The sequence below is a fragment of the Mesorhizobium sp. M1027 genome (genome assembly GCF_040318745.1).
GTDB lineage: Bacteria > Pseudomonadota > Alphaproteobacteria > Rhizobiales > Rhizobiaceae > Mesorhizobium.
On sequence record NZ_JAMYMW010000006.1, the window covers coordinates 116,009 to 127,926 of the forward strand.

At 61.1% G+C, this 11,918-nt stretch carries 10 protein-coding genes and 1 tRNA gene; 7 read left to right on the forward strand and 4 right to left on the reverse strand.

Annotated elements, in window-relative coordinates:
- Positions 1-3: 3 nt before the first annotated feature.
- The 3 genes from NKH50_RS13425 to NKH50_RS13435 are packed head-to-tail and all read left to right on the forward strand — an operon-like array spanning position 4 to position 5,988.
- Positions 4-1,038 (forward strand): SIR2 family NAD-dependent protein deacylase, encoded by a 1,035-nt coding sequence (locus NKH50_RS13425; protein WP_352879286.1) that lies wholly within the window; start codon positions 4-6, stop codon positions 1,036-1,038.
- Entirely contained in the window at positions 1,031-2,857 is a 1,827-nt protein-coding gene (locus tag NKH50_RS13430; RefSeq protein ID WP_352879288.1) for a DUF262 domain-containing protein, read from the forward strand. The genes NKH50_RS13425 and NKH50_RS13430 overlap by 8 nt, the downstream gene beginning before the upstream one ends.
- Complete coding sequence (locus NKH50_RS13435) at positions 2,854-5,988, forward strand: type I restriction endonuclease subunit R (RefSeq protein ID WP_352879290.1); 3,135 nt, start codon at positions 2,854-2,856, stop codon at positions 5,986-5,988. Before NKH50_RS13430 ends, NKH50_RS13435 begins: the two co-directional genes overlap by 4 nt.
- 257 nt (positions 5,989-6,245) lie before the next feature.
- On the opposite strand, the gene NKH50_RS13440 is transcribed toward NKH50_RS13435, so the two are convergent.
- A tRNA-Arg gene (locus NKH50_RS13440) sits at positions 6,246-6,322 on the reverse strand.
- A gap of 163 nt (positions 6,323-6,485) precedes the next feature.
- Positions 6,486-7,406 (reverse strand): zinc-binding dehydrogenase, encoded by a 921-nt coding sequence (locus NKH50_RS13445; RefSeq protein WP_352879292.1) that lies wholly within the window; start codon positions 7,404-7,406, stop codon positions 6,486-6,488.
- 292 nt (positions 7,407-7,698) lie between these two features.
- Between NKH50_RS13445 and NKH50_RS13450 the strand changes: the two genes are divergently transcribed.
- A complete protein-coding gene (locus NKH50_RS13450; RefSeq protein ID WP_352879294.1) occupies positions 7,699-8,508 on the forward strand; it encodes an AraC family transcriptional regulator in 810 nt (269 codons plus the stop codon).
- Between the two features lie 37 nt (positions 8,509-8,545).
- Here NKH50_RS13450 and NKH50_RS13455 read toward each other — a convergent pair whose 3' ends face one another.
- Positions 8,546-9,439, reverse strand: a complete 894-nt coding sequence (locus NKH50_RS13455) for a D-alanyl-D-alanine carboxypeptidase family protein (RefSeq protein ID WP_352736671.1) — start codon at positions 9,437-9,439, stop codon at positions 8,546-8,548.
- A gap of 221 nt (positions 9,440-9,660) precedes the next feature.
- Here NKH50_RS13455 and NKH50_RS13460 point away from each other — a divergent pair, with 221 nt between their 5' ends.
- Both NKH50_RS13460 and NKH50_RS13465 read left to right on the forward strand, forming a co-directional pair.
- Positions 9,661-10,767: a hypothetical protein gene (locus NKH50_RS13460; RefSeq protein WP_352879296.1), complete on the forward strand. Its 1,107-nt coding sequence runs from the start codon at positions 9,661-9,663 to the stop codon at positions 10,765-10,767.
- Between the two features lie 76 nt (positions 10,768-10,843).
- Complete coding sequence (locus tag NKH50_RS13465) at positions 10,844-11,473, forward strand: nucleoside triphosphate hydrolase (protein WP_352879298.1); 630 nt, start codon at positions 10,844-10,846, stop codon at positions 11,471-11,473.
- A 36-nt stretch (positions 11,474-11,509) separates the two neighbouring features.
- Here the strand turns inward: NKH50_RS13465 and NKH50_RS13470 are convergent, their stop codons facing one another.
- Positions 11,510-11,791, reverse strand: a complete 282-nt coding sequence (locus NKH50_RS13470) for a hypothetical protein (RefSeq protein ID WP_254815819.1) — start codon at positions 11,789-11,791, stop codon at positions 11,510-11,512.
- On the opposite strand from NKH50_RS13470, the gene NKH50_RS13475 reads away from it, so the two are divergent.
- Positions 11,784-11,912: a hypothetical protein gene (locus NKH50_RS13475; RefSeq protein WP_352647868.1), complete on the forward strand. Its 129-nt coding sequence runs from the start codon at positions 11,784-11,786 to the stop codon at positions 11,910-11,912. The two genes, NKH50_RS13470 and NKH50_RS13475, sit on opposite strands and share 8 nt — an antisense overlap.
- The last annotated feature ends 6 nt before the right edge of the window (positions 11,913-11,918 follow it).

Sequence of the window (11,918 nt, forward strand, 5' to 3'; positions counted from 1 at the left end):
GGGATGGAGTATTTTCGCCAGCGTTACCACGAATACTTGAATGAGACCGGTCCGGTCGAGGTCGCTGGCTTCACCTGGGAAAGCGCCGATGTGTTTAAGACGATGGCTGCTGGCGAACACGGTGATTATGAAGCGACCTTTGCCGCTTACGTGCAGGACCAGATTCAAGCCGCAAAAGAACGTGCGGCCGAGTTCCTGCAAGAAACTCAATGCCTGGAGCGGTTTCGCGCCTTAACCGCACGAAAGCGCAATGGGCATGTGCTGCCCTTCGTCGGTGCGGGTATGTCGATTGCCAGCGGCTATCGACCTTGGGGAGCGTTCCTCCTTTCGCTGTTGGCGGACTTCCCGCAAGTCAGGGCCGAGGTGGAGGCCAGCCTCGCACGCGGTGACTACGAAGAAGCCGCCCAAGTTGCCCATGACGCGCTTGGCCCTGGCGTCTTCGCCGAAGAGATCGCCAATCAACTCGGCCGCCATCGGTTGAACGCATCTGGCCCCGTTTGTCTGCTCCCTCGGCTGTTCGAGGGTGAGGTTCTGACGACCAATTTCGACTACGTCCTGACCCACGTCTACAACGGCGCGCAACGGCCCTTCACAAGTGAGTTCTGCGGCATTCGTCTGCGGGAGGCTCGGCAGCGTATCGGCAATGATCCTCACTGCCTTCTGCGATTGCACGGGGAGGCAGATGCGCAGGAAGGCAGGGTTCTTACACGCGTGGAATACGATGCGGCCTATAATGGTGGCGTAACACTTACCAACATCTTTGGCGCACTGATCGGAACGCGAAGCTTGCTTTTCATGGGGGCGGGTCTGCAGTCAGACCGAACCTATGCAGTGCTGCGCGACATCCGCGCGGCGAACGGCGACGCCGCGGTTCGTCACTATGCCTTCTTGCCCTGTCCACCGAACAACCAACGCGCGGCGAGGCGAGCCTTCCTCGCAGAGGCCGAAATTCATCCGATCTACTACCCGCCGGAAGATCATGACCAATGCATCGAAGACCTTTTGATTACGCTGACGGAGGGTGGGCTGGATGACTGAACAAAGTATCATTTCAGATGACATGACGCTGAAGCGCATGTTTCAGGACTTCTACCGCGTCCCCGACTATCAGCGCGAGTACGTATGGGGCGAAACGGACCCGAAGGGCGAAGGTGGCGAGGAAGTCGATCAGTTTCTTTCGGACATTTATGCCGAGTATGAGGGCGCGACGAAGGACTTCGCTCCGGAATATTTCATTGGCACAATAGTCGTCTGCAAAGACGACAAGGACGTTTTCGAACTCGTCGACGGGCAGCAAAGAACAACTACCACGTACGTCACCCTATGCGCTCTTCGCGACGCCCTGGTGGAGCTTGGTCAGGACCTGCCGGAAGAGCTGAAGAGCCAGATCGCGTCGAGCACCATCGATTGGCAGGGGGAAAGCGTCGCGCGATTCCGGTTGGAACTCCAGTATGACGATTCTGGCGGCATACTTGTTCAGTATGCCGAGGGCGACGGTAACAACGCCGACCGGGAGCGGACGAGATCGATCCGGAACATCGGCAATGCCTATCGGACCGTTCGCGAGTTTATCATCACAACGCTTGAGAATGATCCGGGGGCCATTCGGAAATTCCACGGATATCTGACGAACAAGGTCAAGATCATCCGCATCCAGACCCCCACGATAGCCAAAGCGCTTAAGATATTTGAGACCATTAACGACCGTGGCGTCGGCCTTGACGCTATGGACCTCCTCAAAAACCTGCTGTTCATGAACGCAAAGGAGGCCGAGTACGCCAAGTTAAAGGACATTTGGAAGGCGCTGACGGACGAGATTTACAAGGCTCGGGAGAAACCCCTTCGCTTTCTGAGATACTATCTCTTGGCCAGCTTCGACGTAGACAGCAAGTTAAGGGAAGAGATCATCTACGACTGGTTCCTCAAGAACGAAGCACTTACGGGCCACAAGAGTGCACCCCTGAAGTTCGCGCAGAGGCTTTTGGAGGCTGCAAGAGCGTACAGCAACTTCGCGTTCAATCGAAACGCTGCGGGGAGCATAGAGCGGGGCATTGTCAACACGCGCCTGCTTGGCGGAAAATCGATCAAGCAGCATTTCATCGTATTGATGTCCGGCCGACACCTCTCGTCCGCCAATTTCTCCAGGCTTTGCGACGAAATTGAGAAGACGATGTTCGTCTGGCTTATCACCGGCACGCCCGGCAAAGAGTATGAACGCCGGATTGTCGATGCAGCGCACATTTTGCGCGGAACGACCGACCAGGAGTTTGAGGAATTTGTCCGGTCCCATTTCCACAAGGAACGATCCAACCTTGCAGCGGACTTTAGTACTCGCCTTCTGAGCCTCAAACTGGGTGATACGCGGCAGTTCCGGATTCGCTATCTACTGGCCAAGATCACGCAACACGTGGACCTCCTGGCATATGGTGCCAGCCAGGGTCGAGATGACCTTCAAGAGTACGTTGCAGGCGGCAACGATATTGAGCACATCCTGCCAGACAACGGCGATGCTGAAGCCATTGCCGAATTTGGCGAGGGCGGCGACGATCAGGCTATCATCCAACGGCTTGGAAACCTGCTGTTGATCGAGAAGTCGATCAACCGCGCCATCCAAAATGGGCGATACTCTTCAAAGATAAGCGTGTATCCGCAATCGAAGTACCTGCTCACCCGTTGTCAGGCAAGCAATCAGAGTGGACAGGTTGGGGTCGCCGACAAGATTACGACGGCGGCAAAATCCCTGGAGGTGTTTCCCCATTGGAACGTGGAGGCCGTTCAGGAACGACAGGCATTCCTTGCAAAATTGGCAACGACCGTATGGGACGTTGAGCCAAAGGGAGGCGCTGCGTCGGCATGAGTGGCTTCTATGAGGACATCGTTGAGCATGCCAGCATCGAGGCGCTGAAGGCGCTTGGTTGGCTGCATCTGCATGGCAGCGTCATCGCGCCAGACGGAGCGTCCCCGCAACGCCCATCCTATTCGGAGGCCGTGCTGCTTAAGCGTCTGGAAGCGTGGGTTGCACAGATCAACCCTTCCGTTCCGGAGGAAGCGAGAGCCGAAGCGCTAAGGCAAGTTCTGACCAGCCAGTCTCCCGATCCGGTGGAGGAGAACCGACGAATCCACACGCTCATTACCGAGGGTGTGACCGTGGAGTACCGCGCGAACGACCGTATTGTCGGGGACAAAGTCTGGCTGATCGACTTCGAGAATCCAGACGCCAATGATTGGCTGGTGGTCAACCAGTTCACACTTATTGAAGGGCGCAAGAACCGGCGGCCTGACCTCGTGCTCTTTGTCAATGGCCTTCCATTGGCGATGCTGGAACTGAAGAACCCCGGTGATGAGAACGCCACGCTCAGCGCTGCATTCAACCAGATCGAGACCTACAAGCGCGACACCCCGTCACTTTTCCGAACCAATGCCGTGCTCGTCACATCCGACGGGATCAAGGCCCGTATCGGTTCGCTGACCGCTCAGGAAGAGCGCTATATGCCTTGGCGTACCGTGGAAGGAACGGACTATGCCCCGCCCGGTACGCCCGAATTGGATACGCTGTTGCGCGGCGTGTTCGAGCGCAGCCATTTCCTGCAACTCATCAGGGATTTCACCGTCTTCGCCGACCGAGGCGAAGGTCCCTTCAAGATCATTGCTGGCTACCACCAGTTCCACGGCGCACGGAAGGCAGTTCAGGAAGCGATAGATGCGTCTGCTCCTGATGGAGATCGCAAGATCGGGGTGATTTGGCACACGCAGGGTTCGGGCAAGAGCTTCCTCATGGCCTTCTTCGCAGGCCTGGCGGTTCGCTCTCCTCAGCTTCAGAACCCAACCTTGGTTATTTTGACCGACAGGAATGATCTGGACGATCAGCTCTTCGGCACATTCAGCTTGTGCCGCGACCTAATCCGCCAGAAACCCGAACAGGCTGAAAACCGAGAAGACCTGAAGCGTCTTCTAGAGCGCTCGGCAGGCGGTGTGATCTTCACAACCGTGCAGAAGTTTCTTCCGGTTGGGACGGAAGAGAGTTTTCCCGAACTCACGAACCGCCGGAATGTCATTGTCATCGCCGACGAGGCGCATCGTACCCAATACGGACTGGACGCACGGCTGGACACAAAGACCGGCGTTCGGCGATATGGATATGCGCACTACATCCGGCAGGCGCTGCCAAACGCTTCCTTTATGGGCTTCACGGGAACACCGGTCGAGGGCGAAGACCGGAACACCCCAGCGATCTTTGGGGATTACATCGACATCTACGATATCTCTCGCGCGGTCGAAGACGGGGCGACCGTGTCCATCTACTACGAGAGCCGCTTGGCCCGTATCGAGCTTGATCAGGACGAGAAGCCTAATATCGACGCCGAGATCGAGGCGCTGGTTGAAGACGATACGCTAACGGAAGCGGAGAAGTTCAAGGCGAAGTGGGCAACGGTCGAGGCCCTAGTTGGCGCCAAGAAACGCCTCTCCCTCATCGCCGCGGATTTGGTTCAGCACTTGGAAGCTAGGCTGGTTGCACTCGACGGAAAGGCAATGGCTGTCTGCATGAGCAGGCGTATTTGCGTTGACCTCTACAATGAGATCATAAAATTGCGTCCGGATTGGCACTCTGACGATGATGCCGACGGCGCTATCAAGATTGTAATGACGGGTGCTGCTTCCGATCCGCTCAGTTGGCAGCAGCATATCGGCAACAAACGCCGGCGCGACCTCTTGGGGAAACGGGCGCGTGACCCCAACGATCTGCTGAAACTGGTGATCGTCAGGGATATGTGGCTCACTGGCTTTGACGCGCCTTGCATGAATACGATGTACGTCGACAAGCCCATGCGCGGTCACGGACTGATGCAGGCGATTGCCCGAGTGAACCGCGTGTTTCGGGACAAGCCCGGTGGCCTGATTGTCGACTATATCGGAATCCTCCAAAATTTGAAGAATGCGCTGAAGGACTACAGCCCGTCCGATCAGAGCAAGATCGGCATCGACGAGGACAAGGCGGTTGCCGCAATGCTCGAGGCCTTTGAACGGGTGAAGGAGATTTTTCACACGCATGACTATTCCGCCGGACTCGCGGGCACTCCGCGAGAGAGACTGAGCGCACTTGCTGGCGCTATCGATTGGGTCCTGAAATGGCAGGAGACCCAAGCTGGCAAGGCCTCTGGTGATGAAAACCGGAAGCGGGCTCACCGTGCGTTTCAAGATCTCGTCCTCAACTTGACGAAAGCCTATGCCTTGGCCTCTGCCAGTGATGCGGTCGCGAAGATTCGCGATGAGGTGGGCTTCTTTCAGGCCGTTCGTGCAGCCATCGCCAAATCAACTGCTACGGGTGCAATTTCCCAAGCAAATCGAGCTTTTGCAGTTCAGCAGCTCATCGACCGTTCGGTCGCCTCCACCGAGATCATCGACGTGTTGCGCGCGGCTGGAATGGAAAGCCCAGACATCTCGATTTTGTCCGACGAGTTCCTTACAGAGCTTCACGGAATGGAGCGTAAGAATCTCGCACTGGAGGCATTGCGAAAGCTCCTCAACGGCGAAATTCAGAGCCGCTCGCAAACGAACGTCATCGAAAGCCGCGCATTTTCGAAAAGGCTGGAGGAGGCCGTCGCGCGCTATCATGCCAACGCCATATCAGCGGTCGAGATGATCAATGAGTTGATTGCCCTCGCTAGAGACCTGCGAGCGGCAAGAAAGCGCGGCGAAGAGCAAGGGCTATCGAATGAGGAAGTCGCCTTCTACGATGCCTTGGCGCAAAATGAGAGCGCAATTGACGTTTTGGGCAATGAGACGCTACGCGTCATCGCCCATGAGCTGCTGGAGCAACTTCGGCAGAATGCAACGGTTGACTGGCACAAGCGGGAGAGTGCCCGCGCGCGAATGCGCGTGCTCGTAAAGCGCATTCTCAAGAGATATGGCTATCCTCCCGATCTAGCAGACGACGCCGTGAAACTTGTTCTGGAACAAGCCGAGGCTCTCCTCCGGCAAATTGGATAGGGCTTGCTCCGGCCCACCAAGGAAAACCGTTCTCTTTCCTCGGACCCGCCTTCTACAGCGCTATTTGGGGCGCGAAGGCGGCTCCGAGGAAAGCGAACTACCCTCGGCGCTCTATCTCAACTCTTCATAGATGGAAGGTGATGACAGCCGCCAGTTTCCGGCAACATGGCCGAAAAGCCATATCTGGAGCGTGCTACCCCGGTGCTACCCGGAACATTTCAGGGGTTTGCGACTAGGCGCTAACCCCTTGAAAAAATTGGCGCACCCGACAGGATTCGAACCTGTGACCTCTGCCTTCGGAGGGCAGCGCTCTATCCAGCTGAGCTACGGGTGCCTTCAGGATCGGTGATCCCAAAAACGAACCAGCCGGTAAACCGGCCAGCCACGGCTTCTTAGCGGAAGCAGGCGCCGGCTTCAACGGGCAATCGCCAGCGGGCTCAAGTTGCCGTAGCAGCCCGGGGGAGACAGACACCGTCCCGTCCGGCGCCACCGCCTGCTCATTCTGTCACGGTAAGCACTGCCTTGCCGCTGATGCTGCGCTGCCGCAGCGCGTCGAGGGCCTGGCCGACGTCCCGCCACGGCACGGTGAGGACCACGCGCGTTTCGAGCCGGCCGGCTGCGATCAGCGCGAGCAGCGAGGCGATGTCCGCGCCACGGTCCGGACCAGAAGTGTAGTAGGCGAAGGTCTGCAGCCGCGCGCCTTCGTGACCCGGAACGAACTGGCGGAAGCCGATGGGCGTGAGTTCGCCGCTGCTCGAGCCGAACATGACGACGGTCCCGCCGGGCGCGATCCGTTCGATCGCGTGGGCGAGGCTATCGCCGCCCACCGATTCGGTAATCAGCGAGAACAGTCCTTCGGCCAGCTCGATCGTTTCGACGACCCGCTCGGCTCCGAGGCCGCGGAGATCCGCGGCATGCCGGTCGGCGGCGACCGCCACCACCGACGCGCCCTGCTGGCGGGCGATCTGGATCTGGAAACGGCCGACCGCGCCGCTTGCGCCGGTAATCAGGACCCGCTGGCCGGCCAGGTCGCCGCCGAGGCGCAGGGTCCGCAGCGCGGTCGTGCCCGCGACCGGAACAGTGGCGGCGGAGACGAAGCTGACGTCGTCCGGCAGGACGGCGAGGTGGTCGGTCGGAACGGCGACCCGTTCGGCCCACCCGGCCTCGTCGACCAGAGCCGCAACCCGGGCGCCGACGGCCGGCCCGGAGCCGTCGGCCGCGGCGCGCTCGACAATTCCGGCGACGTCCTGGCCAGGCACCCAGCCGTTCGGACGGATGTTGAGCAGGCGCAGTTCGCCGCGGTTCAGCGAGACTGCCCGGACCGAGACCAGCGCCTCATGCGGGGCGAGCTCGGGCTCGCCAAGCTCGGCGAGCTTCAACCTTGTGGCGCTGTCGAGAGAGGTGACTAAAGCGAGCATGGCGTCATGGCTCCTCGGACGTGCCCGGCTTGGCGGGACAGGCGCGGGGCGGAGGGTCTCGGAGCCCAGCCGCACGTCGAGGCAGCGGGCCGAACAGGCCAAGCCGTCGCCGTGTCCCATGGCCGCTGACGATGCGATCCACCGCCCGGTCTTTCAGCACGGCCGCCGGGCGTCTGAACAATCTTTCTCATCGTCTTTTCAGGCTCCTGACTCATTCGCAACTCGGAGCCTATCGACTTTGCTGATGGAAGAATTTGGCTATCATGCCAGTTGATCGCTAAAATCAGTCAAAATGAGACAGCCGCTTCGCTACCCCTGGCCGAATTTCGATCCCGATGATGTCCTTGCCCCGGCAATTGTCGTGCGCGTCGACGTTCCCGAGACCAGGGCGGAGGTGCCGGATCACCGCCACCGCAAAGCGCAACTCGTCTTCGTGCTGGGAGGTGGCGTCACATGTCGCGTTCCCAGCGGCCTGTGGATGGTGCCGCCTCATTGCGGGGTGTGGATTCCGGGTGGCATGCAGCACAGCAACGTCGCGACCGCCAATGCCCGGATTTTTTTCGTCTATATCGAGCCGGGAGCCACCGACCTGCCGGACCGGTGCTGCACGCTTTCGATCTCGGCGTTGCTGCGCGAGCTCATCATCGAGCTGGCGGATCGCGGTGAGGACGATGACGCGAGGGGCGAACTCCTGACCAGGGTACTGCTATCCGAACTGCCGCGCATGCCTGTCCAGCAGCTACATTTGCCGATCTCGTCCGAGCCGCGCTTGAGGCGCATCGCCACGGCGCTGGCGGAAGATGCTGCCGACCGCAGCACCCTGGCGGAATGGGCCAATCGCGTCGCGCTCAGCGAGAGCAGTCTCGCACGTCTCGTGGTCAAGGAGACAGGGCTGACCTTCGGGCGCTGGCGCCAGCAATTGCACTTGATCGTCGCGGTGCGCGAGCTGGCCTCCGGCGCCAGCGTGCAGCAGGTTTCGGCCGATCTCGGCTATGAATCGGTCACCGCCTTCATCACCATGTTCAAGAAAGCGCTTGGCAAGCCACCGGCAAAGTATCTCAGCAGTGTCGCGCAAAACGGCGGTTCTGCGTTTGTCGCCTGATGAGCCCCCGATCCGCCGCCCACCCGGACGTCAACCCTCACTGCTGCTCGGCATACAGCAGCCGCGTCGTCGCATTCGCCGTCGCCGTCGACAGGCTGCGCTGGATCAGCGCCTCGACGTGGTCGTTGCGCTGGCGCGCGCTGTCGGCGCCCATCACCACGATGATCAGCCTGTGCCCATCTGCATTATAGGAGGTAACGATGTTGAAACCCGAAGCTCTGATGTAGCCGGTCTTGATGCCGTCGACGCCGCGCACCCGGCCGAGCATGTCGTTGTGGCCGCGCACCAGCCTGCCGCGGAACATGAAGTCGCTGTCGGAGAAATAGTGGAAATGCTGCGGGAAGCGGGTGTGCAGCGCCATGCCGAGCACCGCCATGTCACGCGCCGTCGTGTGCTGGTCGCCATCCGGCAGGCCCGAGGCGTTGCGGAAGACGGTGCTGCTCATGCCGATCTGGCGCGCCTTGGCGGTCATCATGCCGGCGAACGCCTCTTCGCTGCCGCCGAGATATTCGGCAACGGCGACCGCCACGTCATTGGCCGATTTGACAACGATGGCGCGGATCGCCGAATCGACGTCGATCGTCTCGCCGCGCCTGAACCGCAGCTTGGTCGGCGGCTGCCGCGCGGCGTAGTCCGACACCGGAATTTGCGTCTCCTTGCTGATCCGCCCCGACTCCAGCGCCTCGAAAAGAAGGTAGAGCGTCATCATCTTGGTCAGTGACGCCGGATAGCGTGGCGCCGTGGAATTGACCTCGAACAGCGTCTTGCCGGTGCCGGCGTCGATGACCATCGCGGCATATTTCTGCGGCGGCGCCGGCACGGCCAGCACGCTGTCGGGCGGCGTCACCGTCGTGCAGCCGGCGGCAAACAGCAGCAGCGCCAGCATCGCGACGTAATTGTGAATGAGCGGAAAGAAGCGCAAGGCGGACAAGTCGGTTCCGAAGGCAGGCTGTTTCTGAGACGAGGCGAAGCTATCTTACCGCAAAGGCACAGTCCATTTGGTTAATATCGGTCGGGGCCCTGGATTGGTGCCCTGTCCACAGGCCGACATGGCCGCTGTGCCGAGCCGGCTGATGGGAATTGCCGGCCATCGCGCTTGCGCAACCGGCGGCGAGTGGGCTTTGCTGGCGCCGGCAGAATCGGTAGGTGCACATGGATACGGTCACGATCACGGCAAAAGGCATTTCGGTATCGGTCGATCTTGCCGTCGGCCATCTCGCCGACATGGCGCTCGATATCGATGGCCGTCGGCTGAAGCCGCTGCATCGCGCACCCTGGGTCGGCGAGCCGCGCGAGACGCTGCCGAAAGACCTGCCCGAAGGGACGGTCCACTTGTCCGGCGATTTCCTGTGCGCGCCGTTCTCGACCAGCGACGTCGAAGCGGCACCTTTGCATGGCTGGCCGGCCAATAGTCGCTGGGACGTCGTCGACAGCGCGGCAACGGTCGATGGCTGGCGCGCCGTCTTGCGGCTGCAGCGCCGGGTCATCGGCGCAACCGTCGACAAGATCCTGATCGTGCGCGACGATCATCCCTTTCTCTATCAGGAACACGTCTTTTCCGGCGGGGCCGGCGCCATTGCGGTCGCCCATCACCCGATGACGGTGATGAAAGCCGGCGGCAGCCTGGCCTTCTCGCCGAAGCGCCTTGCCGCGACGCCGAACGAAGCGCCGGAGCCCGATCCGGCCCGCGGCCGCTCTTTGCTCGCCTACCCGGCGCGCAGCACCGACCTGACGCGCTTTCCCGCCGCCGGCGGCGGCACGATCGACCTGACCGCCTATCGCATGGACCAGCTGCGTGAGGACTTCGTCACGCTGGTCGAGGCCGATCATGCCGGGCCGGGCTGGACCGCGCTGGCGCGCCAGGCGGAAGCCGATCTCGTGCTGGTGCTGAAGAACCCGGCCGAACTGCCGGTCACCATGCTGTGGGTCAGCAATGGCGGGCGCGATTACGCGCCATGGAGCGGCCGCCACCGCGGCGTGCTCGGCATCGAGGACGGCCGCACCGCCGTCGGCCATGCCGCCTCGCTCGGCGACAACTGGCTGAAGCATGAAGGCGTGGCGACCGCCTTTGCCCTTGCTGAAGGGCGCCGCTTTTCGTTCCGCCATGTCATCGGCGCACTGCCATGGCCATCCGGCGAGCCGCCGCGCGACGTCACGACCTCGCCGGGCCGCATGCGCATCCTGGCGGCTGACGGTGCCGAGCGCGACATCGGCTTCGACAGCGATTTCCTGCGGATCGGCCAGTCCAGGCCCGATTGAAGGCCTGGCACAAGCCGCGTTTGAAATTTTCGAAAACTGCCGCCAAAATGCGCCAGAACCATCTTAACGGATGCCAATGTCAGAAATCGCCCATCTCGCCGCTACCATTTTCAAGCGCGCCGGCAAGGCGCCGCGCTTTATCGTTGCCATTGCGGGTCCGCCCGGCGCCGGCAAGTCGACATTGTCGGCAGGCTTGCATGACCTGCTGCCGGAAGGCACGGCGGAAGTCGTGCCGATGGACGGGTTCCACTACGATGACGTCGTGCTCGAGCGGCGCGGCCTTCGCCAGCGAAAAGGTGCCCCGGAAACCTTTGATTTTGCCGGCTTCGAAGCGCTGCTGAAGCGCATCCGCGCTGGCGAGCCGGATATCGCCATCCCGGTGTTCGACCGCAGCATGGAGCTGTCGCGCGCTGCCGCTGCGATCATCGCCGCCGAGACCAAATTCATCCTGGTCGAAGGCAATTACCTGCTGCTCGACGAAGAGCCATGGACGCGGCTGGCGCCGCTGTTCGACTACTCTATCTTCGTCGACGTGCCGCGCGCCGAGCTCGAGCGCCGACTGCTCGAGCGATGGCACGAGCACGGCCGGTCCGACCAGGACGCGCGCGCCTGGATTGCTTCCAACGACATGCCGAACATCGACCGCGTGCTTGCCCGTCGGCGGCCCGCCGACCTGGTGGTCGGTGGACCAGGCCTGATCTGGTAAGGACTGTTCGGCCGGAACCTTAACACTTTCAGGCCGTTATCCCGGACACGGCAATTGTGCCGCATGAGGGAACGGTTCGATGGAAACCATGGCAAGAAAGCCTGCGCCCGCCAAGGGCAAGGTAACACGATCAAAAATCACTCGAGCGAAAACCAGCGCCGGCCCGGCAGGGGCGGCCCATTCCAAGGATGCGGCAAAGCCCAGCTTTGGCAAGGCGGCGCCGAAAAAGGTGATGCCTGCCGCGGCCAAAGCCGCTGCACCCAAGGCCAAAAGATCGGCAAGCAGCAGAGGATCGATCGCAGGCAGCGCAATGCGCACCGTTAAGGCAACGGCCAATGTCGCCGCCGGTGCCGTGCTTGCGACCGCCAAAGGTGCGGCGTCGCTTGCCGCTTCCGTAGTCGGCAAGAGCGGCTCGAAATCCCGTACCAAGGCAAAATAGCCGGGG

Excerpts from the sequence above, each read along its gene's own strand:
- NKH50_RS13425 (WP_352879286.1), top strand. The coding sequence starts at position 4 with ATGGAGTATTTTCGCCAGCGTTACCACGAATACTTGAATGAGACCGGT.
- NKH50_RS13430 (WP_352879288.1), top strand. The coding sequence starts at position 1,031 with ATGACTGAACAAAGTATCATTTCAGATGACATGACGCTGAAGCGCATG.
- NKH50_RS13435 (WP_352879290.1), top strand. The coding sequence starts at position 2,854 with ATGAGTGGCTTCTATGAGGACATCGTTGAGCATGCCAGCATCGAGGCG.
- NKH50_RS13445 (WP_352879292.1), bottom strand. The coding sequence starts at position 7,406 with ATGCTCGCTTTAGTCACCTCTCTCGACAGCGCCACAAGGTTGAAGCTC.
- NKH50_RS13450 (WP_352879294.1), top strand. The coding sequence starts at position 7,699 with ATGAGACAGCCGCTTCGCTACCCCTGGCCGAATTTCGATCCCGATGAT.
- NKH50_RS13460 (WP_352879296.1), top strand. The coding sequence starts at position 9,661 with ATGGATACGGTCACGATCACGGCAAAAGGCATTTCGGTATCGGTCGAT.
- NKH50_RS13465 (WP_352879298.1), top strand. The coding sequence starts at position 10,844 with ATGTCAGAAATCGCCCATCTCGCCGCTACCATTTTCAAGCGCGCCGGC.
- NKH50_RS13475 (WP_352647868.1), top strand. The coding sequence starts at position 11,784 with ATGCGCACCGTTAAGGCAACGGCCAATGTCGCCGCCGGTGCCGTGCTT.